Source organism: Amycolatopsis vastitatis (assembly GCF_002234595.1).
GTDB classification, from domain to species: Bacteria; Actinomycetota; Actinomycetes; order Mycobacteriales; family Pseudonocardiaceae; genus Amycolatopsis; species Amycolatopsis vastitatis.
Genome location: NZ_NMUL01000021.1, coordinates 240,771 through 262,502 on the forward strand (window position 1 = coordinate 240,771; position 21,732 = coordinate 262,502).

General features: G+C 72.1%; 18 protein-coding genes and 2 tRNA genes. 8 read left to right on the forward strand and 12 right to left on the reverse strand.

The genetic code is table 11. The features are described from left to right. Positions 1–421 precede the first annotated feature (421 nt). A tRNA-Val gene (locus tag CF165_RS21575) sits at positions 422–493 on the reverse strand. A 39-nt stretch (positions 494–532) separates the two neighbouring features. After that, positions 533–607 (reverse strand) — tRNA-Val (locus CF165_RS21580). A gap of 210 nt (positions 608–817) precedes the next feature. Here CF165_RS21580 and CF165_RS21585 point away from each other — a divergent pair. Continuing rightward, positions 818–2,263, forward strand: coding sequence for a DHA2 family efflux MFS transporter permease subunit (locus tag CF165_RS21585; protein WP_093949328.1), 1,446 nt, complete (start codon positions 818–820; stop codon positions 2,261–2,263). Positions 2,264–2,534: 271 nt separating this feature from the next. Here CF165_RS21585 and CF165_RS21590 read toward each other — a convergent pair whose 3' ends face one another. Genes CF165_RS21590 through CF165_RS21600 form a run of 3 tightly spaced genes read right to left on the reverse strand, consistent with a single transcriptional unit; the run spans position 2,535 to position 5,127 of the window. Continuing rightward, a complete protein-coding gene (locus CF165_RS21590; protein ID WP_093949448.1) occupies positions 2,535–3,176 on the reverse strand; it encodes a TetR/AcrR family transcriptional regulator in 642 nt (213 codons plus the stop codon). 53 nt (positions 3,177–3,229) lie between these two features. Beyond that, complete coding sequence (locus CF165_RS21595) at positions 3,230–4,099, reverse strand: alpha/beta hydrolase (RefSeq protein WP_240521712.1); 870 nt, start codon at positions 4,097–4,099, stop codon at positions 3,230–3,232. Between the two features lie 11 nt (positions 4,100–4,110). After that, positions 4,111–5,127: an SDR family NAD(P)-dependent oxidoreductase gene (locus CF165_RS21600; RefSeq protein ID WP_093949330.1), complete on the reverse strand. Its 1,017-nt coding sequence runs from the start codon at positions 5,125–5,127 to the stop codon at positions 4,111–4,113. A gap of 124 nt (positions 5,128–5,251) precedes the next feature. On the opposite strand from CF165_RS21600, the gene CF165_RS21605 reads away from it, so the two are divergent. The 3 genes from CF165_RS21605 (at position 5,252) to wsfD (ending at position 7,433) form a co-directional block, all read left to right on the forward strand. Continuing rightward, entirely contained in the window at positions 5,252–5,665 is a 414-nt protein-coding gene (locus CF165_RS21605; protein ID WP_093949449.1) for a DUF6010 family protein, read from the forward strand. Between the two features lies 1 nt (position 5,666). Continuing rightward, complete coding sequence (locus CF165_RS21610) at positions 5,667–5,867, forward strand: hypothetical protein (RefSeq protein WP_093949331.1); 201 nt, start codon at positions 5,667–5,669, stop codon at positions 5,865–5,867. 63 nt (positions 5,868–5,930) lie between these two features. After that, entirely contained in the window at positions 5,931–7,433 is a 1,503-nt protein-coding gene (wsfD, locus tag CF165_RS21615) for a glycan biosynthesis hexose transferase WsfD (RefSeq protein WP_167441531.1), read from the forward strand. Between the two features lie 3 nt (positions 7,434–7,436). Here wsfD and CF165_RS21620 read toward each other — a convergent pair whose 3' ends face one another. After that, positions 7,437–8,642 (reverse strand): MFS transporter, encoded by a 1,206-nt coding sequence (locus CF165_RS21620; protein WP_093949333.1) that lies wholly within the window; start codon positions 8,640–8,642, stop codon positions 7,437–7,439. 66 nt (positions 8,643–8,708) lie between these two features. Here CF165_RS21620 and CF165_RS21625 point away from each other — a divergent pair, with 66 nt between their 5' ends. Next, a complete protein-coding gene (locus CF165_RS21625) occupies positions 8,709–9,689 on the forward strand; it encodes an ArsR/SmtB family transcription factor (RefSeq protein ID WP_240521713.1) in 981 nt (326 codons plus the stop codon). Position 9,690: 1 nt separating this feature from the next. On the opposite strand, the gene CF165_RS21630 is transcribed toward CF165_RS21625, so the two are convergent. The 3 genes from CF165_RS21630 to CF165_RS21640 form a co-directional block, all read right to left on the reverse strand. Then, positions 9,691–10,953, reverse strand: a complete 1,263-nt coding sequence (locus tag CF165_RS21630) for a hypothetical protein (protein ID WP_093949334.1) — start codon at positions 10,951–10,953, stop codon at positions 9,691–9,693. Positions 10,954–11,039: 86 nt separating this feature from the next. Next, the gene (locus CF165_RS21635; RefSeq protein WP_093949335.1) at positions 11,040–11,864 is read right to left on the reverse strand and encodes a hypothetical protein; all 825 of its coding nucleotides are present in this window, start codon (positions 11,862–11,864) and stop codon (positions 11,040–11,042) included. A gap of 123 nt (positions 11,865–11,987) precedes the next feature. Beyond that, a complete protein-coding gene (locus tag CF165_RS21640) occupies positions 11,988–12,851 on the reverse strand; it encodes an NAD(P)H-binding protein (RefSeq protein ID WP_093949336.1) in 864 nt (287 codons plus the stop codon). Between the two features lie 200 nt (positions 12,852–13,051). Between CF165_RS21640 and CF165_RS21645 the strand changes: the two genes are divergently transcribed. Further along, on the forward strand, positions 13,052–15,355 hold the full coding sequence (locus CF165_RS21645) for a PQQ-dependent sugar dehydrogenase (RefSeq protein ID WP_240521714.1): 2,304 nt from the start codon (positions 13,052–13,054) through the stop codon (positions 15,353–15,355). A gap of 30 nt (positions 15,356–15,385) precedes the next feature. Here the strand turns inward: CF165_RS21645 and CF165_RS21650 are convergent, their stop codons facing one another. Continuing rightward, a complete protein-coding gene (locus tag CF165_RS21650; protein WP_240521715.1) occupies positions 15,386–16,714 on the reverse strand; it encodes a sigma-70 family RNA polymerase sigma factor in 1,329 nt (442 codons plus the stop codon). Between the two features lie 327 nt (positions 16,715–17,041). Here CF165_RS21650 and CF165_RS21655 point away from each other — a divergent pair, with 327 nt between their 5' ends. Together CF165_RS21655 and fadD8 are read left to right on the forward strand one after the other, a co-directional pair. Beyond that, positions 17,042–18,430, forward strand: a complete 1,389-nt coding sequence (locus CF165_RS21655; RefSeq protein ID WP_205660929.1) for an alpha/beta hydrolase domain-containing protein — start codon at positions 17,042–17,044, stop codon at positions 18,428–18,430. Positions 18,431–18,700: 270 nt separating this feature from the next. After that, entirely contained in the window at positions 18,701–20,287 is a 1,587-nt protein-coding gene (gene fadD8 / locus CF165_RS21660) for a fatty-acid--CoA ligase FadD8 (protein WP_093949339.1), read from the forward strand. Between the two features lie 4 nt (positions 20,288–20,291). On the opposite strand, the gene CF165_RS21665 is transcribed toward fadD8, so the two are convergent. Together CF165_RS21665 and CF165_RS21670 are read right to left on the reverse strand one after the other, a co-directional pair. Then, complete coding sequence (locus tag CF165_RS21665; protein WP_093949340.1) at positions 20,292–20,669, reverse strand: VOC family protein; 378 nt, start codon at positions 20,667–20,669, stop codon at positions 20,292–20,294. 4 nt (positions 20,670–20,673) lie between these two features. Next, on the reverse strand, positions 20,674–21,693 hold the full coding sequence (locus tag CF165_RS21670) for a YihY/virulence factor BrkB family protein (protein WP_093949341.1): 1,020 nt from the start codon (positions 21,691–21,693) through the stop codon (positions 20,674–20,676). Between the last annotated feature and the right edge of the window lie 39 nt (positions 21,694–21,732).

A 21,732-nucleotide genomic window follows, 5' to 3' on the forward strand; every position in this document is an offset into this window, starting at 1 on the left:
GGTGCCACCAGTGACAAGTGCGTATTTCCCCCTCAGATCGAAAAGATCCGAGTGACTGGTGAATGGGTTGTTGGCCATGAGTCTCCATCGTTTTGTCACGAAGATGTGCTGACGACCAACCCAGGTTGACAGGCGTCCCGGACGTCCGGGAGACCCTGCTGATCAAGGTACTGCGAGACCCCCTTAACACGGATCAGCTCCTGTTCCGCGCGGCACTCACCGTCGCGGACGGCTATCTCAGCTATACGGAGCGTGCCAAGGCGCCGCAGTACGGGCAGCGAGCACAACCACCCAACGCAACCACGCGTGGGGGTCCGGGGGCTTGCCCCCGGCGGGGGTGTGGGGGCTCGGCCCCCACAGGACACAGAACGAGAGAGCCCCTGTTCGCGCGTTCCGCGAACAGGGGCTACCCCGAATCGAGTGGGCGATACTGGGATCGAACCAGTGACCTCTTCGGTGTGAACGAAGCGCTCTCCCCCTGAGCTAATCGCCCGTCGTACGAACTTCCACGAGGTCCGAGGGGGCGGACTCGTGGTGCGCGATACTGGGATTGAACCAGTGACCTCTTCCGTGTCAGGGAAGCGCTCTCCCGCTGAGCTAATCGCGCGCTGCGGAACTTCGTACTGGCGGAAAGCATATCGGACGCCCGGAGGGCCCGTGCAGGGGGTCCGGTGTCTCCGCCGCCTGCGAAAACGTCGTGACACGAACGTGCGGAAACGGGCAGACTGCGGAGGACATCCGCCTTCACCCCCGACCGTCGCCGGCGCCGAAGGCGGCCACCCCGCCGGCGCGGCCGACCAGGAGAGCTTCCGCCTCGATGACCGAAACCGTGTCCACCTCTTCCGCCGACGTGCACCGCCCCCCGGCGCGCTCGGGACTCCTCATCGGGGTTCTCGTGCTCTCCGCGTTCGTGATGATCCTCAACGAGACGATCCTCAGTGTCGCGCTGCGTGAGCTGACCGTCGACCTCCGTGTCCCGACCACGACGGTGCAGTGGCTGACCAGCGGGTTCCTGCTGACCATGGCCGTCGTCATTCCCACGACCGGGTTCCTGCTGGAGCGGTTCTCGCCGCGGCAGGTGTTCCTCTTCTCGCTGTCGGCGTTCAGCCTCGGCACGCTCTTGTGCGCGCTCGCGCCCGGGTTCGGGATGCTGATGGCCGGGCGCGTGGTGCAGGCGTGCGGCACGGCGGTGATGCTGCCGCTGCTGATGACGACGGTGATGCGGCTGGTGCCGCCGGAGCGGCGGGGCGCGACGATGGGCACGATCACCATCGTCATCGCGGTCGCGCCGGCGATCGGGCCGACCATCGGCGGCGCGGTGCTGTCGCTCGGCTGGCGCTGGATGTTCTGGATCGTGCTGCCGCTGGCGGTCGCCGCGCTGGTGGCCGGGGGGCTGCTGCTGCGCATCGACAGCGAACGCCGTCAGGTGCCGCTGGACGTGCCGTCGGTGCTGCTGTCCGCGATCGGGTTCGGCGGTGTGCTGTACGGCCTGTCGTCGACCGGTGAGCCGGCCGGTGCCGAGCCGCCGGTGCCGCCGTGGGTGTCGATCGTCGTCGGTGTCGTCGCGCTGGCCGTTTTCGTCTGGCGTCAGCTGCGGCTGCAGCGCCGGGAGCGCGCCCTGCTCGACCTGCGGCCGTTCACGTACCGCAGTTTCGTGGTCGCGCTGGTGCTGACCGCGCTGCTGTTCGTGTGCCTGATCGGCGGGGCGGCGATCCTGCTGCCGCTGTACCTGCAGACGGTGCTGCACACCAGCACGTTCGTCAGCGGCCTGGCCGTGCTGCCGGGCGGGCTGGTGCTGGGCCTGCTGGGCCGCCCGGTCGGCGCGTTGTTCGACAAGGTCGGCGCGCGGCCGCTCGTCATTCCCGGGGCGGCGGCGATGGCCGCTTCGCTGTGGCTGTTCACCGTGCTGGGGCCGACGTCGCCGCTGATCGCGGTGATCGGGATCCACGTGCTGCTGATGGCCGGGCTCGGGCTGATGATGACGCCGTTGTTCACCGAGTCGCTCGGCGCGCTGCCCGATCACCTTTACCCGCACGGCAGTGCGATCCTCTCGACACTGCAGCAGGTGGCCGGGGCGCTCGGGACCGCGGTGTTCATCAGCGTGGCGACGCTCGGCAGCCACGACACCACGGCGGGCACCCCGGACGGTTCGGGGTTGCGGGCCGCTTTCGTGGTCGCCGGGGTCTTCGGCTTGCTCGCCTTCGCCGGCACCTGGCTGATCCGCCGGCGTACTCCGGCTGAAGCGTCCACTTCGGACAGCTGAGGTAAAGTCCCGCTTCCGCTCGGCGAAGGCTGGGGGGAGACCTGCGAGCGGAAGCGGGAGTTCAGGGTCGGTACGGGGGTCGCCTCGCGGCGAAAGGCACAACACGGCTCCAGCATGATCGGTATTCCGTGAAGGCAAGGGGTGAGGCCCGGGGACACCGCCGTACCGACACCCTCTACAACGTCCCGCGCGCGTCGGTGTTCCCCCACCGCGCGGGACGTGACGCGGCTCATGCCGCGCCCGGCTCACCATCCACAAGGGACAGTGCTGGTCAGGACGCGGGCGTCACCGGGGCCAGCAGCAACCCCGTGATCGCGTCGATCAGGCCGGTACCCGCGTCGTCCCAGCTGGCCCGGGGTGTCGCCGTGCCCTCCGCCAGCGCGCGCTCGCGCTCGGCCGTCATGTGGATCATCAGCTGGCGCGCCATGTCGCCCCGCTCGGCCCGGACTTCCGCCGGCAGGCCGTCCAGGCACCGGTTCAGCCCTTCGACCGCGCGCGCGAGCGTCGGCGACGACAGCGACTCCTCGACGACGATCGGCCGCAGCGCCGGGTCGGTCATGACCTGGGCGCTGAACCGCGCGAACCAGGTCGGCGCGCCCAGCTCCCGCAGGTAGCTCGTGGACGGACGGACGAGGCAGGCCACCCAGTCGCGCAGGTCGCCGTCGCCGTCGACCGCCTCGACGAGCTCGGCCCGCAGCCGTTCGATCCGTCCGAAGTGCTTGCGGGCGATCGCGCGGACCAGATCGACCTTGGTGCCGAAGTGGTAGTTGACCGCGGCGTTGTTGCCCTGCCCGGCCGCCTCGCTGATGTGCCGGTTGGACACCGCGTGCACCCCGTGCTCGGCGAACAGCCGCTCCGCCGTGACCAGGATGCTCTCCCGCGTGGCGCTCGCGCGGTCCGTCTTGACGTTCATCAGCCCCACCCGGTCACCCCGACTATCTGCCGGGCCCCACCTTACGGAGCCCGTCACCGGAGCCGTCCCAGCCACGCCCGTGCCGTCGCCAGGTAGCGACGGCTGAACTCCGTGCCCGGTGCCCAGGCCTCGAACCCGTGCGGGCCGCCGGGCACGACGTGGAACGTCGTGCCGACGCCCGCCGCGCGCAGCCGGCGGGCGTATTCGGCGGCTTCGTCGTGGAACAGGTCGATGTCCCCGACGCCGATCCACGTCTCCGGCAGCCCGGCGACGTCGTCCCGGCGGGCGGGCACGGCGTAGTGCGGCACGACCGGCGCCCCGGGCTCGGTCCCGAGGTAGGCGCGCCAGCCGAAGCGGTTGAGGCGGTTGTCCCAGATCCGGTGCCCGGCGTCGTCGAGGCCGCGCCGGGCCGCGGTGCGGTCGTCGAGCATCGGGCAGAAGAGCCACTGCGCGCGCGGCCGCTCGCCCTCGTCGTGCAGGCGCTGCACGAGCGCCGCCGCGAGCCCGCCGCCCGCGCTCTGCCCGCCGACGACGATCCGCTCCGCGGCGGTGTGGCCGCGCAGCCACGTCCAGGCGGCGTGGCCGTCGTCGAGCGCCGCCGGGAAGGGGTGTTCCGGGGCGAGGCGGTACTCGGCGGACACCACGGTGATGCCGAGTTCGCACGCCGTTTCCGCGCAGAACCGGTCGTCCTGGGCCGCGCCGCCGATGACCAGGCCGCCGCCGTGGATCCACAGCAACGTGAGATCCGACTGCGGCAGCAGCGGCCGGTACACCCGCAGGCCGGGCCGCAGCTCGATGGCGACACCGGGCACCGGCGACGGGCGCATCCGCGCGGTCACCGCCCGCACCAGGTACCGCACCCAGGCGCGCTCGAGCGGCAGGCGCGGCAGCCGCCGGACCCGGCCGCGCAGTTCGGGCGCCACCGCGGACAGGTTCACTGCACCGACCAGCCGCCGTCGGACGGCAGCAAGGCGCCGTTGACGTTCACGCCGTCGTCGGCGAGCAGGAAGGTGATCGACGCGGCCAGCTGCTCGGCCGTGGCGATCGGCGGGATGAGCCCGAGGAACTCCCCCACGCGGCCCTGCCCGAACTCCGACGGCCGCGCGGGCAGCGCCATCCCGGTCGCGACCCCGCCCGGGGCGACGGCGTTCACGCGGATGCCGTGCGGCCCGTACATGAAGGCGCAGCTGCGGGTGATGCCGACGACGGCGTGTTTCGACGCGGTGTAGGCGATTCCGGCGGCCGAGCCGCGCAGCGCCGCTTCGGAGGCGACGTTCACGATGGCGCCGGAGCCCGCCTCGAGCATCGCCGGGACGACCGCGCGGATGAGCCGGAACGTCCCGTCGACGTTCACGGCGAAGACGCGCCGCCACAGCTCGTCGCTCACCTCGTGGGCCGGCGAGAAGTCGTCGACGATGCCCGCGACGTTGGCCAGCCCGTCGATGCGCGGCCCCGCGGCGGCGAGGATCCGCGCCACGCCGCTGTCGTCGGTGATGTCGGCGGGCACCGCGACCAGCTCCGGCGATCCGAGCCCGGCCGCGAACTCGTCCAGCCGGCTCGCCGAGACGTCGACCGCGACGACCCGGCCGCCTTCGCGGGCGATGCGCGACGCGGTGGCCCGGCCGATCCCGGAGGCCGCGCCGGTCACGACGACCGTCCGGCCCTCGAACCGGCCCGGCACGATCCGCTCGTGCCACCCCGCCCGGCCGGCCCCGGGCGACGGCGTCACCCCGTGGTTGGCGCGCGTCACCAGGTCGTCGACGACCTCCTGGGCGAGCCGGCCCTGGCTGAGGGCGACCAGCTGCCGCAACGGCAGCAGACGGACCGGCGCGAGGACGGTCTCGTCGACCCCCGCCTCGGCGAGCAGGGAACGGATGAGCGGGCCGCCCTCGGGGTGCGCGACCCAGTCGCCGATCGGGGTGTCCGCCGTGAGCGGTTCGGTGGTGGTCATGGGTGCAGCGTACCCGTTGTTTAAGTCAAGTGCTTGACTTAGCTTTCGGCGATGGCGAGAATCCGGTGGAGCGTGGCAGGAGAGCCACTGCCGGTCCGCGGCCCGAGTTCCTAGCGTGATCGTCATGATCGAGGTGCTGGCGCCGATCCTGATCGGCCTGCTCTACGTCCTGCTGAACTCCCTGATCCGCGAACCGCACCGGCGGAAGTTCAACGCCGTGATGGTGGGCGGCGCGGGCGCGGCCTACCTCTCCGGCGGCGCGCTCGGGCCGTGGGAGGTCGTGTTCTGCGCGGTGCTGGCCTACGTCGCGTTCCGCGGGCTCGACTCGTGGACGTTCATCGGCGTCGGCTGGCTGCTGCACACCGCCTGGGACGTCGTCCACCACCTGAAGGGCCAGCCGATCCTGCCGTTCGCCCACGGCTCGTCCTTCGGCTGCGCGATCTGCGACCCGGTCATCGCGATCTGGTGCTTCACCGGCGGCCGGTCCGTGTGGGCGTGGCGGCGGGTTGGCGCCCATGACACCGGGGTACCCGGGTGACATGAGCGCCGACGTCGAACGGGCCGCGCACGCCTACTGCCCCCGGTGCCACCCGGACCCGCGGCCCGGGGACGTGATCACGGCGCTGTGCGGCGCCCGCCACCCGTACTACGGCCGCCGTGACCGGCCGGTCAACACCTGTCCCGCCTGCGTGACGCTGGCTTCGGCCAACGTCTACGCGTGCGGGCACCCCGGCGCCTGAACAACGCCCCGGATTCGGGTGTTCCGGAACCACCCGGCGAACCGACCACATAGGCTGATCGGCATGAAGAGGGTGGGGATCGCCACGGCGACCGCGGCGGTCGCCGCGCTCGTGCTGGCGCTGGTCCTCGGCTTGCTGGGCGGCACACCGACCGGCGCCGGGGACAACGGGGACGGCTACCGGTTGTTCTGCGGGCCCGGGCTGACCCCGGCGACGCCGAATCACAAGGCGAGCTGGCTGGGCGGCGTGGTGCTCGACTTCGGGCGCGGCACGCCGTGCCCGGACCCGCAGCCGTCCAGTGCCGCCGTGCTCTTCGGGTCCGTCGCGAACGGGCACGGGTCGTTCAGCCTCGTCGAGCTCGGCTGGCTCTACGTGCTGCTGGTCTTCCTGGTCACCCTGCTCGCGGCCTGGGCGGTGCAGGCCCGCGGCCCGCTGCGCCTGCTCTTCCTGCTGCCACCCCTGCTCCCCCTGCTCGAACCGGCCTTCGCGCGGCTGTTCGTTTCGACGTTCGCCGAGCCGGCCGGGCTGTTCGGCGCGTACACGCTGTTGTGCGGGCTCGCGGTCATCGCCGCCACCCGGGCCGAGGACGGCTTCGCGCGGCTGTCGGCGCTGCTCCTCGTCGCCGTCGGCGGGGTCGTGGGCGGGCTGGCGAAGATCGGCTTCCTCCCGTTGTTCGTGCTGGCCGTGCTCGTCTGCGCGGTCACCGCGGCCCGGCCCGGCCGCGGCGCGTGGTGGTCCGGCCGGATCGTCGGGCCGGTGATCGCCGTCCTGCTCGTGCTCGAGATCATCGCCCCGATCCGCGCGAACCTCGCGTGGCAGGAGCGCAACTACGCCGACGTCAACGCGGTCAACGTCGTCTACACCTTCGTCCTGGCCGAGCTGCCGGGGTCGGCGCGCCGGCTCGGCCTGCCCGAGGACGCGCAGCAGAGCGCGGGCCACGCGTACTACCCGGACGGCCCGGAGGCCCTCGCCGGCTCGGACGTCCTGCTGGAGGACCCCTCCACGGTCAAGCACAAGGCCTGGGACCTCCTGCTGGAGCACCCGGGCGTGCTGGTGGGCGCGATCGGCGTCGGCCTGCAGGCGACGTTGGGCCGGAGCCTGCCCTACCTGCCGGACGAGCCGTGGACGGCGACGAGCCGTCCCCCGGACAACTCGGCGCCGGTCAGCGGCGACATGGGCGGCGACTCGGCCACGTTCCAGGAGTGGCTCGACGGCATGGGCATCCCGTGGTGGCCCGCCGTGCTCGTCCTGCTCAGCCTGGCGGCCGCGGTGGTGGCGTTGCTGCGGCGGCGCCGCTCGACGACCCGCTACGGCGTCGTCGCCGGGGTGGCCGCGGCGGCTGCCCTCGGCATCGCCGCGATGGCGGTGGTCGGCGACGGGTACTTCGAGATCGCCAAGCACATGTGGCTGGCCGCGTACCTGCTCGACGTCGCGACCCTGGCGCTGGGCGTCATGGTGGCGCCGGTCCTGCTGCGGCGGGGCCGCGAGCTGGGCAACCGCCGTCGGCGGGCCGCGGCCGGAACGCCGGAGACGCGGGAACCCGAGCCGGCCGCACCGGTCAACTGAAGTCTACAAAGGACGATCGGCCCGCAGGGCGCGGATGAGGACCGGCAGCGCCGCCACCAGCGCGATCCCCCGCACGGCAGCGGCGACGAGGTACGGCGCCCGGAGCCCGAGCCCGTGCGCCACCAGGCCGCCGGTCAAGGCGCCCACCGGGATCAAGCCCCAGCCGACCAGCCGGTAGACGCTGGTGACCCGGCCGAGCAGCGCGGACGGCACGAGCTGCTGGCGCAGGCCCGCGGTCACGACGTTCCACAGCGTCGTGACGAAGCCGTTCAGCGCGAGGAACGCGCCGAGCAGCACGGCGCCGGAGCTCAGGCCGATCCCCGCGAACGCGCCCACGTTGACGGCCAGCGCGGTCAGGAGGGCCGGCAGGTTCCCGATCCTCGCCACGACGCGGGAACTCACGAGGCCACCGAGCACACTGCCGAGCGCCGCTCCGGCGAGCAGCAGGCCGTAGCCGCGCGGGCTCACGTCCAGGATCTGGGTCGCGAGCAGGACCAGCGTCACGTTGGCGAGCTGGCCGGCGAAGGTGTTGACGCCGAGCAGGAGCGCGATCGTGCGCAGCAGCCGGTGCCGCGCGAGCCAGGCCACGCCTTCCCGGAGCCCGGAGTGCGGACGGACATCGCGCACCCGCCGGGGCACCGTCGCCACCAGTACGGCGGACAACGCGAACGAGACGGCGTCGAGCCCGAACGGGAGCGCTACCGCCACCCCGAAGAGCATGCTGCCCGCGGGTGGCCCCGCGAACTGCTCGGTGAACGTGGTGATCGCCTGCTGACGGCCGTTGGCACGCGGCAGCAACGGCTTCGCGACGAGGTCCGGCAGGATCGCCTGCGCCGCCATGCTGAAGACGACATCGCCGGCGCCGAGCCCGAACGCGGTGACGACGAGGAGGGGAACACTGGCCCCGCCGCACGCGACCACGACGGCGGCCGTGCCGGCCAGCGCGGCCTGGACCGCCTGAGCCCGCCACATCAGGCCGGCCCGGTCGTGCCGGTCGGCCAGCGAGCCGGCGGGCAGGGACAGCAGCAGCCACGGCAGGTACGCCGCGGTCGCGACCAGCGACACCAGACGCGGGTCGCGCGTGACCGTGACGGCCAGGAGGGGCACCGCCGCGGTGAACGCCCCGGTGCCGAAGCTGTCGATGCCGGTCGCCCACCACAGCCGCAGGTATGCCCGGGGGAGCCGGGGTTTCGCGTCGGTCCGGGTCATCCCGCGATCTTCGGGCCGGGCGCGGTGGCCGGGACACCATTTAGCGTGGCGCTACATACTCGAAGCATGGACTTGCCGATCGAACTCGGCGTGGCCGAGCTGGCGACGACCCGGTTCGCGATCTCGCCGCTCTCGGAAACCGTCGCATGCCTCCAGCAGCTGGCCGGCCGCGACCGGCAGGCCGTCACCCTGCCGTGGCTGCGCTGGGCGCAGGACGAACTCGCCCGCACACCACTGGAGCTCCCGTGGACCTGGCCGCTGCTCGTCAGCGACCGGCCCAACTGGCCGGAGTTCCTCGTGCCCGCCCCGCGTGACACCGGACCGTCCATTGAGGACGATCTGGCCGCGCTGCTGCGGACCACCGCCCGGCAGGTCCGGGCCAGCCTGGGCCGCGTGTTCGGCGACGAACTGCCGGAGGCCGCCGCCGAACTCGCCGACCGGCCGGCGGCCGGGCTGCGGACCATCGCCGCCGAACTGCGGACGGCGCACGACCGGCTGGTCGCCCCGCACTGGCCGCGGATCCGGGCCGTGCTCGACGCCGACGTCGCGCACCGGGCGCGGGTCCTCGCCGCGGGCGGCAGCGCGAAGCTGTTCGACGGCCTGCACCCGGCCCTGCGCTGGCGCGACGGCCGGCTGCTGCTGACCGACGGCCGGCGGACCGACCGGGTCGTGAACCGGGGTCCCGGCGGCCTGGTCCTCATCCCCGTCGTGCTCGGTTCGGCGGACGTACTGGTCAAGGGAAACACGTCCACGCAGACCACGATCCGCTACCCGGCCCGCGGGTGCGGTGCGTTGTGGACGGCCGGGACCCGGCCGCCGCCCGGCGGCACCGTCCGGCTGCTCGGCCGGGCGCGGGCCGGGCTCCTCGAAGCCCTGCGCTCCCCCGCCACCACCACCGACCTGGCGCGGGCGCTCGCGGTCACGCCCAGCGCCGTGTCGCAGCACCTGCGAGTGCTGCGCGAAAACGGGCTGGTGACGCGGGAACGCTCCGGGCGCCAGGTCGTCTACCTGATCACGGCGCTCGGAGCGTCCCTGCTGTCTTCTTGACTCAGCCCGCCAGCGAGGACAGCGGCACCGCGAACACCGAGCGGCCGCAGACCTGGCTCGCCGCCGCGCATTCGGCCGTGGACCACTCCGCCATGGACCACACCAGGCCCGTCGACGAGTCGTACGTCAGCGCCTCCGGGTGCATGGCCCAGCAGGCCGTCGTCCCGGAATCGCACGTCGCCGAGGTGCTCTTCGCCGTCGTCTGGGTCCAGAGCTGGCCGTTGATCGTGGCCGAGCTGTGGGCCACGTACCACTTGCCGCCGTTGGACAGCACTCCCTGGACGTTGCCGACATAGCTGCGGAACGCCTCGGTCGCGGGCACCGTGCCGGACGACGCCGCCAGCAGGAAGTCGTCGCCCATCGGATAGCGGTAGAGGCGGCCGTGGAGGTTCGTCTCCTTGAAGTACTCCGACGTCACGATGCTCGCCGGGCTGGTGCTGCGGTCCAGCGACATCGACGAGAAGCACGGCACCGCCGCGTCGGAAGCCATATTGCAGGTGCCGCCCGCGTAGCTGTAGTAGCCGATCTGCATCATCGCGTACTTGTACGTCCAGGCCGCGTAGCCGGACGACGTCTTGCCGATGTTGTTCGTGGTCGTGTCGGTCATCTGCAGGATGTGTTTGGTGCTGAAGACCCGGATCGCGGTCGAGGTGCTGCCCACGGCCGTCACGTAGATCTTGTCGCCATACCAGGCCATCCCGCCCATGTGCGCTTCCGCGGCGGAGAAGTTCGTGCCGGTGCTGTTGGGCACGGCCAGGTACATCATCCGGTACGACGGCTTGGCCGGGTCGTTGTAGTTGATCGCCTGGATCCGCGCGTCGTTGTACCGATCCTCGTTGGGGGTACTGAGTGCGGCCTCGCCGTGCCAGCCGGACAGGATGATCTTGTCGTCACCCCACTTCCCGTCGTTGTCGGCGTCACCGGAGGTCGTGACGGACTGGGGGGTCCACGTCGTCGTCCCGGCGCGGTCGGCGTCCCAGCACATCGCCTTGGTGGCCACCGGCGCCTTCGGCAGCGAGGCCTTTTCCGCGGTGGTGCAGCCGGTCATGTCGTAGTTGGGGTCGTTGACCACGGTGTTGAGGCTGACGTTCGGCAGCGCGTTGTCCAGCGCGGTGAGCGCGGCGGCCGGCGTGGCGTGCCACACCAGGTTCTGCTTGGTCGTCGTCGTCAGCGGGTCGCTGTAGGCGGCGCTCGCCGTCCCCGGCAGCGCCAGCGCGCCGGCCGCCACGGCCAGCGCGAGCACGAGTGCTTTCCGAATTCGCATGGGGTCAGTACGTCAGGCCGGAATCCAAATTTCGTACACCGTGTTTGTACGGCTTTGTACCGGCCTGGCGAACCGGCGCGAGCGCTTCAGCCGACGACGTCGATTTCGAACGGCTCGGCGGCGCTGTACTCGAGATCGGCCCACACCGCGCCGGGCAGGGCGAAGCGGCGGTGCGAGGTCAGCCGGTCGTCGTAGCCCGGCTCGGACTTGGGGTTGTGGCCGACCCCGGCCTTGTCCGAACCCCAGGCGAAGATGTTGCCGACCCACATCGGCTTCGAGACGCCCTTGCCGTCGATCCGCGGGCGGACGACGACGGCGGCGCCGCTGCTGCCGGACAGGTTGAGCCGGACCGTGTTCGAGCCCGCGTTGGGCGGGGTCACCGTGATGCGTTCCATGATCTCCACTCCGGGTTCGGCGGACAGGGGTGCCGGTGGTGCGTCGTCGACGCCGGGCCAGTAGTCGGCGACGACGGAGATGTCGATGCCGGGCGGGACGTCGAGCAGGTACTGCGCCGCGATCGCGCCGGCCGGGATCTCGGGTCTCCCGGTGGCCGTGGCGATCCAGTACAGCGGCGGTTCGACGTGCTGGGCGGCGAACGCGGCCTTCACCTTCGGCCACGTCGAGCGGTTGCAGTAGATCGTCGGGTGGGCGAACCCGGACCGGCGCCGCATCGCCGCCCACCCGGGCGCCTCCGCGGGCGCGGCGTCCTTGGGTTCCACGTCCAGGACGTGGCCGTCGTTCGTGGTCGCCTTCTTGACGATCCGCACCTTCAGCGCGTCCGGGAAGAGCGCCCAGTCCGCGGCGGTCCAGGGCTCGTACTTGATCCGGTCGATGTATCCGGCCACCAGCACGGGCCGCCGGTCCTTCTTGATGATGTTCCGCGCGGTGAGCGCGTCGTACATGGTGCGCATCGGCTGCCTCGGCTCGGGAATCGGCTGACATCGGCCGTTCCACCATCGCCGAGGCCCCGGCGGCGCCGCCACGCCGAACGGGCGTCCCTTGGGGCGGACCGCCGGGCCGAAAGTCCGCGAGGCTCAGCCGGCTTGGGCGACCGCCTCGGCCAGAATCGCCCGGAGCGGCGTGACCGGCCGGCCCAGGAGGTTCTCGAGGTCGGGCCCCGCGGCGGCGAACTCGCCGCGGCGGACAGCGCGGAACATGCCGAGCATCATGGCCGCGCCGGCCGCGGGCACGCCGTGCCCGGTCAAGCCCGCCACCCACTCGTCGTCGTCGGCGACGACGCGCCTGACGGGCCGCCCGGTGAGTTCGGTGAGAACGACGGCGACGTCCTGGAGGTCGAGCGCGACGGGTGCGGTCAGCGGTGGGGTCGGGCCGTCGAACCCGCCTTCGGCCAGGATGATCGCCGCGGCTTCGGCGAGGTCGGCGTGCGCCGTCCACGACACCGGCCCGTCGGCCGGGGCGATCAGCTCCCCGGTCCGCAGTGCCTCTCCCAGCAGCAGAGGCACGGTACTGGCGTAGAAACCGTTGCGGAGCACGGTGAACGGGACACCGGAGGCCGCGAGGTGGCGTTCGGTCGCGGCGTGGTCGGGCATCGGGGCGAACAGCGAGTCCGGTGACGCACCCTGGTGACTGGTGTAGAGAACGCGCTTCGCCCCCGCTTCGCGGGCAGCGTCGACGGCCGCGGCGTGGTGGGCGACGGCTGCCTCTCCCGTCTCGTCCGTCGAGACGACGAGGACCTGCGTCGCTCCTTCGAACGCTTCGGCGAGCGAGCCGGGATCGGCGAAGTCACCGCGCCGGACGCGGACTCCTCTCCCGGCCAGCCCGGCCGCCCGGCCGGGCTCCCGGACGCTGACGCCGACTTCGGCCGCCGGAACCCGCTCCAGCAGCCGCTCGGCGATCGCGGAGCCGAGCCGGCCGGTACCCCCGGTGATGACGATCATGGTGCACCCTCTCGCTTGGCATCAATGATGATACCCACGTTATCATCACTGATATCGCTTTCGTGTTATCGATGGAACCATCGTCCGGGATTGCGCGTTTCGGGGACATCTTTGGCTGTGGCGTAACACCTTTCGGACTTCCGGCGCCATAGGGGACGGCGTTCGCGCCAGTCCGGTCCCCAGCGCATCAGGAGTTCGTGATGGGTTTTCGCCGTTCCGTGGTCCCCCGAAGATCAAGACGTGCCCTCGCCGCCGGCGTGGTCGTGCCGCTCGTTGGCGCACTCGCGGTGGCCGTCGCCGCCGCGACACCCGCAGCCGCCGTGCCCACCGGGTTCACCGACACGGTCGCGATCGGCGGGCTGACCTCCCCGACCGCCGCCGCGTTCGCGCCCGACGGCCGGGTCTTCGTCGCCGAAAAGAGCGGGCTGGTCAAGGTCTTCGACTCCCTCGCCGACCCGACCGCGACGGTGTTCGCCGACCTGCGCACCCCGACCCAGGACTTCTGGGACCGCGGCCTGCTCGGACTGGCCGTCGATCCCGCCTTCCCCACCCGGCCGTACGTCTACGTCTCGTACACGCTCGACGCCCTGCCGGGCGGCACGGCGCCGCAGTGGGGCGACGCCTGCCCGACGCCGCCGGGCGCGACCGACCAGGGTTGCGTCGTGACCGGCCGCGTCTCCCAGCTGACGATGGGGCCGGACGGGACCGCCGTCAGCGAGAAACCGCTGGTCACCGGCTGGTGCCAGCAGTTCCCCAGCCACTCGATCGGCGCGCTGGCCTTCGGCCCGGACGGCGCCCTCTACGCCGGTGGCGGAGACGGCGCCAGCTTCAACTTCGCCGACTACGGCCAGGTCGGGAACCCCTGCGCCGACCCGCCCTCACCCGCCGGGACGAACCTCGCGCCGCCCTCGGCCGAAGGCGGCGCGCTGCGTTCCCAGTCCCCGCGCCGCCCGGCCGGCCAGCCGGTGCTGCTCAACGGCGCGCTGCTGCGCATCGACCCCGACACCGGTGCCGGCCTGCCCGGCAACCCCTTCGCGAGCAGTTCCGACGCCAACGCCCGCCGCGTCATCGCCTACGGGTCGCGCAACCAGTTCCGGTTCGGGTTCCGCCCGGGGACGGCCGAGCTGTGGGCCGGCGACGTCGGCTGGAACACCTGGGAGGAGATCAACCGCGTCGCCGACGCCGGGGACGCGGTGGCCGAGAACTTCGGCTGGCCCTGCTTCGAAGGCAACGCCCGGCAGGCCGGCTACGACGGCGCGAACCTCGACGTCTGCGAGTCCCTGTACTCCGCCGGCGGGCAGACCGCGCCGTACTACACCTACAACCACAACGCCAAGGTCGTGGCCACCGACCCCTGTCCGACCGGCGGCTCTTCGATCAGCGGGATCGCGTTCGAGTCGGGCAGCACCTACCCCGCCGAGTACGCCGGCGCGCTCTTCTTCGCCGACTCCTCCCGCGGCTGCATCTGGGCGATGCAGACCCTCGGCGGGCAGCCCAGCCCGAGCCGCCTGGTCCCGTTCGTGACCGGGGTCAGCACGCCCGTCCAGGTGCTGACCGGTCCCGGCGGCGACCTCTTCTACGTCGCGCTCGGCAGCGGTGAACTGCACCGCGTGAGCTACCCGGGCAGCGCGAACCGGCCGCCGGTCGCGTCGGCCACGGCGACGCCGTCGAGCGGGGCGGCCCCGCTGACCGTCCAGTTCGACGGCACCGGATCGACCGACCCGGACGCCGGCGACGTGCTGTCCTACGCGTGGGACCTCGACGCGGACGGCGCGTACGACGACTCCACGGCCGCCCGCCCCACCTGGACGTACACGACCGCGGCCGTGGTCGACGCCGGGCTGCGGGTGACGGACGCCCACGGCGCGACGGGGACCACGACGGTCCGCGTCACCGTCGGGAACCCGGCGGGGCTCGACCCGGTGCCGGTCATCGACACCCCGAGCACCGCGCTGACCTGGTCGGTGGGCCAGACCGTGCCGTTCTCCGGCCGCGCGATCGACGCCCAGGACGGCGCCCTGCCGCCGTCGGCGCTGTCCTGGCGGCTCGCCATCCGGCACTGCGCGGCCAACGGCACCTGCCACACCCACAACGTCCAGGACTTCCCCGGCGTCGCCGCGGGATCGTTCGTCGCGCCGGACCACGAATACCCGTCGTACCTGCAGCTGACGCTGACCGCGACGGATTCGACCGGCCGGACCGGGACGAAGACGATCGACCTCCAGCCGAAGACGGTGACGCTGAGCTTCACCTCGAACCCCAGCCAGGCGTTGCTCACCGTCGGCGGGACCCAGCAGCGCACCCCGTTCTCCCGGACGGTGATCGCCGGCTCGACCAACTCGATCAGCGCGGACAGCCCGCAGAACCTGCCGCCGCTCAACCTGAAGTACGCCTTCTCCAGCTGGGCGCACGGCGGGCCGCGTGCGCAGAACATCGTCGCGCCGTCGGCGTCGGCGACCTACCAGGCGAACTACCGGCTCTGCTGGCTGCTGCAGCCCTGCTGACCGGACGACCCGGCGTCCCGTGGCGCCGGGTCATTCGCCGGGGTTCTTGGTCTTCTCCGCCTTCTTCGACTCTTTCGCGGATTCCTTCGCTGCCTTGGACGACTCCTTGGCCGCCTGCTTGGACTCCTTGGCCGCCTGCTTGTCCGGGTCGTTCCCGTTGCCGTTCCCGTTGCCGTTCCCGTTGCCGTTGTTGCCGGCCGCCCCCGTGTTTCCCGGGTCCGTGGCACCGGACGACTCTCCGGCGGGCTGTGCGCCGGTCGTTTCCCCGCCCGGGGCCCCGGGCACCGAGGTGACCTGCCCGTCCGGCGTCGGCTGGACGCCGCCCGGCAGGGCGCCGGGACGGGAACCGGCCTGCGGCCCGGTCCGCACGGGCTGGGTCGTCGTGCCCACGCCGCCGGAGAGCGGCGGCGGGGCGTCACCGGAGCTGCTCGCGCCGATCGTCACCGTGGTGACCAGCGCCGCGCCCGCCGCGGCCACCTTCGCCGCCGTCGCCCACGACAGGGCGGACGTGCCCGTGCCGGTGGCGCCGGCCGCGGCGCCGGACGAGGCGAGCGAGCCGGTCGTGGACAGCCACTGCGAGACGATCGGGACGCCGAGGATGAGCGGGGCGATGCCGGCGGGCAGTTCCTCGTTGAGCTGTCGCAGGCCGGCGGCCAGCTCCCGGCAGTCCGCGCAGTGGTCGAGGTGGGTCGTGATCCGGTGCGCCTTCTGGTCGCCGATCCCGTCGCGCACCCACTTGGCCAGCTGGCCGGAGATGGCCCGGCAGGCCCGCCGCCGCGCGGTGGGGACGTGCTGGTCCAGGTAGGCCTGCCGCAGGCCCTCCCGGGCGCGGTAGGCCAGCGCGGCGACCCCGTTCGGCGTCATCCCGAGGTCCTCGGCGATCCGCGCGGGCGGGTCGCCGTCGATCTCGGTGCGCCACAGCACCGTCCGCCACCGCTCGGGCAGGCTCGCGAACGCGTCCACGGCGACCGTGGCGTGCAGGCGGCTGCCGACCGGCTCGTCGCTGCCTCCGCCCGGCAGGACGTCCGGCACCTCGGCGACCAGGGAGACGGCCGAATCGCGCCGCCGCCAGCTGATCATCGTGTTCCGGATGGTCGTGAGCAGGTAGGGCCGGAAATCCTCGTCCGGGCCTTCGCCGGAGCGCAGAATCCGCAGTACCCGGGTGAATCCCTCGGCGATCAGGTCGTCGCGCTCCGCCGCGTCGGCCGCGATCGCGGCCGCCACCCGCCGGGCGGCGACGAGGTGCCGGTCGTAGAGCTCGCCGTACGCGGCGACGTCCCCGCCGCGTACCGCTTCGATCAAGACCGCGTCGCTCGGGCCGTCCGCCGTCCCGGCCACCGCCGGCGCCACCTCGGTCACCACACCCCCTCGCCGTGCGCATGCACGTGCAGAACGTCCCGCGATAGTCGCGCAACGAGTGACACCAGCGCAAGGTTGCGTCGCCGAAAGGGCTTCCCCGGCATTTCTCCGGTCACGAGTGCCGGGTGCGTGGACTTGTCACTTCCCTGAGCGTTGCCCGGTGGGTTACCCCCGTCGCCGGTGATCGTCGTTGCCACCACCCATACCGGCGAGTAAAGACAAGGGCGTCGCCCGTCCGTCCGGCGACGTCATCCATGTCCGATGTGGACGGTGCGGGGAGACCTGGAGCCGCTCGCGCGCACCGCCCGCCATCAGGAGGGTTTTCCCATGCGCAGAGCCCTGCTCGTCCTGTTGACCGTGCTCCTGCCGGCAGTGGTGGTACCCGGCGTGGCGACGGCCGCCGACAGCCCGGTCGTCACGGCCGTGCCCGCCGGTGCCGGGAGGGGCTGGCCGGTCAGCGGCGCCCAAGGCGTCCTCGACCTCGCCTCCCGCGGGTACGTCGAAGAGGAATACCTGCTCTCCGGCCGCGCCGACACGTTCGCCCAGGTGGGCCTGTGGACCGACGACGGCCGCTGGGCCACGCGCGTCGACACCACCGGCAATCCGTACACCACCCGGATGGTCGTGGTGCGGCCGCGCGACGCCGCCCGGTTCAACGGCACGGTCGTGGTCGAATGGCTCAACGTCAGTTTCGGCGTCGACATCCCGGTCGACTTCTCGCAGTCCTACGAGCACTTCATCCGCGAGGGGTACGCCTACGTCGGCGTGACGACCCAGAAAGCCGGTGCCGACAAGCTCAAGAGCCTCGACCCCGCGCGGTACGGCGCCGTGAACCTCAGCGGTGACGCGCTTTCCTACGACGTCTTCTCCCAGGCCGCGCAGGCGGTCCGGGCGAACCCGCGGCTGCTGGGCGGCCGGACCCCGGCAGTCGTGCTGGGAACCGGGCATTCGCAGTCGGCCCTGCGGCTGACCACCTACGCCAACGCCGTCCAGCCGGTGCGCCGCAGCTACGACGGCTTCATGATCCACGGCCGGGCCGCGCTCGCCGCCCCGATCGGCGACGGCGTGGTCGGGCCGCTCTCCGCCCGGATCCGGACCGATCTCGGCGTCCCGGTGTTCGTCCTGCAGTCGGAGACGGACGTCATCGCGTCGGCCTCGGTCCGGCAGGACACCCCGCTCGTGCGCACCTGGGAGGTCGCCGGCACCTCCCACGCCGACCAGTACGGCCTGAACCTGTACAACGCGGCCAACGCCCGCGACAAGTCGATCAACGACGGCGCCCCGACCACCTGCGACAAACCGGTGAACAGCATGACGTTCCGGTACGCGGAGAACGCGGCGTTCCGCTACCTGGACCGCTGGGCGCGCGGCGGCGCGGCGCCACCGGCCGCGACGCCGATCTCGATGCTGCTCAACCTCATCATCCTGCGCGACGCCGACCAGAACGCCCTCGGCGGCGTCCGGCTGCCCGACCTCGACGTCCCGGTCGCGTCGTACTCGCCCAACAACAGCGGCGGCAACGTGCCGGGCGCCTGCCTGCTGCTGGGCACGACCACGCCGCTGACACCCGAGCGGATCCGGCAGCTGTACCCCGACCACGCCACCTACGTCGCGAAGTTCACCGCGGCGGCGGACCGGGCGGTGCGGGCGGGCTACCTGCTGCCGCCCGACCGCGACGAGGCCGTCGCCCGCGCCCAGGCGGCACCGGTGCCGTAAGCCGGCTGTCCACAAGGGATTCCGCCCCCGGCGTTCCGGCAATGTCGTGCGGCAACGACGGCGCCGGGACTCTGCGGCCGCTGCGATGTTTTGAATGACTCATTCACCTCACCGGAGGTCCTGAATGAGTCATTCAAGACCCGGGGGCGGCCTGACGGCCATCGATGGAACCTGTTCCACCCGCCCCGCGAGCTGACAAACGCGACCCTGCCCGCGTATGGTGTCGAAAACAGTAACAGGTTCTAGTTTCAGGCCACGAAAGGGAGCCGGATGGACGAGCAGGCGATGCGGTATCCGAACCACCTCGGCCACCTGGTCGTCTCCGCCCTGAAGCGCCACCGGGACAAGCCGGTCATGGTGCTGGGCGACACCACGATGACCGGGAGCCGGACCGCCGAGCAGGTCAGCCAGTACGCCCAGGCCTTCGAGGCGCTCGAAGCCGGCACGGGCGCGCCGGTGGCGCTGCTGTCGCTGAACCGCCCCGAGGTCCTGCTCATCATCGCCGCCGGCCAGATGCAGGGGTCGCGGCGGACGGCGCTGCACCCGCTGGGCTCACTCGACGACCACGCCTACATCCTGAACGACGCCGGCATCACCACGCTGATCATCGACCCGGTGCCCGCCTTCGTCGACCGCGCGCTCGGCCTGCTCGAGAAGGTCCCCGGCCTCACCCAGGTGCTCACCATCGGGCCGGTGCCGGAGCGGCTGAGCCACGTCGGCAAGGACCTGACCGCGGCCGCCGCGGGCTTCGAGCCCCGGCCACTCGAGCCCGCCGCCCTGCCGCCGGACCAGGTCGTCTCGATCACCTACACCGGCGGGACCACCGGCAAGCCCAAGGGCGTCATGGGCACCGCGCAGGCGATGACCACGATGACGCAGATCCAGCTCGCCGAGTGGGAGTGGCCGGAGGCGCCGAAGTTCCTCATCTGCACCCCGCTGTCCCACGCCGGCGCGGCGTTCTTCGCCCCGACGCTGATCAAGGGCGGCTCGCTGGTCGTGGTCCCGAAGTTCGACCCCGCCGACACCCTGCGGATCATCGAAGAGCAGCGGATCACCGCCACCATGCTGGTGCCGACCATGCTCTACGCGCTGATGGACCGCCCGGACTCGCGCACCCGCGACCTGTCGTCGCTGCAGACGGTGTACTACGGCGCCGCGTCGATCAACCCGGTGCGCCTGCGCGAGGCCATCGACCGCTTCGGGCCGATCTTCGCGCAGTACTACGGCCAGTCCGAAGCGCCGATGGCGATCAGCTACCTCGCCAAGGGCGACCACGACGACGCGCGGCTGGCGTCCTGCGGGCGGCCGTCGGCGTTCCTGCGCACGGCCCTGCTCGGCCCGGACGGCGCGCCGGTGCAGCCCGGCGAACCGGGCGAGATCTGCGTGGCGGGGCCGCTGCTCGCGGGCGGGTACTGGAACCTGCCGGACGTGACCGCGGAGACGTTCCGCGACGGCTGGCTGCACACCGGCGACGTCGCCCGCGAGGACGAGGACGGCTTCTGGTTCATCGTCGACCGGGTCAAGGACATGATCGTCACCGGCGGGTTCAACGTGTTCCCCCGCGAGGTGGAGGACGTCGTGGCCGAGCACCCGGCGGTCGCGCAGGTCGGCGTGATCGGCACGCCCGACGACAAGTGGGGCGAAGCGGTGACGGCGGTCGTGGTGCTGCGGGAGGACGCGGACGACGACCTCGAGCGGCTCACCACCGAGATCCAGGCGGCGGTGCGGGAGCGCAAGGGGCCGGTGCACGTGCCGAAGCAGGTGATCGTGGCCGCGTCGCTGCCGATGACCGGGCTGGGCAAGCCGGACAAGAAAGCGCTGCGCGCCCAGTACGAGCCGCGGAGCGCGGCCGTGTAGGGCGTTATACGCCAACGTCCTTGCGCAGCAGGCAGAACTCGTTGCCTTCCGGGTCCTGCAGGACGACCCACGACTCGGTGCCGTCCTGGCCGACGTCGGCCGGGCGGGCGCCCAGTGCCGTGAGCCGGGCCAGCTCGGTCTCCTGGTCGCCGCCCGCCGGGCTGACGTCGAGGTGCAGGGGCAGCTTGCCGCGGCGCGGGGCGTCGGTCTTCGCCAGGATCAGCGTCGGCGGCCCCTGGCCGAAGGGGACGCCGGGCAGGCCCAGCTCGAGGCCGTCGGGTTCGTGGCCGATCACCTCGTAGCCGAGCACCGGGCACCAGAACCCGGCGAGCTTGTCCGGGTCGCGGCACTCCAGCACGAGCTCGGTGATCCGGCACGCCATCCGCTCAGCTCCGTTCGGTCTCCCGCGCGACTTCCGCGGCTTCGTCGTCGTCCATCGCCTTCGTGTCCCGCGGCGGCAGGAACGGCTCGTCCTCGCCGTCCGCCGCTTCCCCGGCCTCGATGGTCCGGCCGCGGACGAGCTCGGCGTCCAGCTCGGCGCCGAGCAGCACGGCCAGGTTCGAGATCCACAACCATACAAGGAAGGCGATCACACCCCCGAGCGAACCGTAGGTCTTGTTGTACGAGCTGAAGTTCGCGACGTACAGCGCGAATCCCGCGGACGCCAGCACCCACAGCACCACCGCCAGCAGCCCGCCGGGGGTCAGCCACTTGAAGCTCGGCTGCCGGACGTTCGGCCCTACCCAGTACAGCAGCGCGAACGCCAGGCTGACCAGCACGGCGATCACCGGCCACTTCGCGATCTCCCACACCAGGACCCCGGTCGATCCGAGCCCGATCAGGTCGCCGAGCCGGCGGGCGACCGAGCCCGTCGCCACGACGCCGAGGGCGCACAGAGCCAGCAGCACCACGATGCCGACGGTCAGCGCCACCCGCAGCGGGAGGACCTTCCAGATCGGACGGCCCTCCGGCATGCCGTAGATCGCGTTCGAGGCCCGCATGAACGCGCCGATGTAGCCGGACGCCGACCAGAGCGCGCCGAGCAGGCCGAGGATCGCCAGCGGCCCGGCCAGCCCGCGCGAGCCGGCGAGCTCCTTGATCGCGCCGACGAGGATGTCCTTGCCCTGGCCGGGGACGAGCTGGTTGATGTTGTCGATCACGGTCTGGATCTTGTCCGGGCCGAGCAGGCCGAGGATCGACGTGAGCACGATGATGCCCGGGAAGAGCGACAGCACGCCGTAGTAGGTGAGCGCGGCGGCCCAGTCGGTCAGGTTGTCCCGGTTGAACTGCTTGAAGGTCCGTTTGAGCACCGCGCCCCACGACCGCTTCGAGAGTTTTCCCGGGCTTTCGGGTTCGTTCCGCCGTCTGGCCACCGTCGCCACCTCCTGCTCCGTCGGGGCGGGCATACCCCGTGCGGGAGTGGGTATGCCTGGATCGTCCCGAGA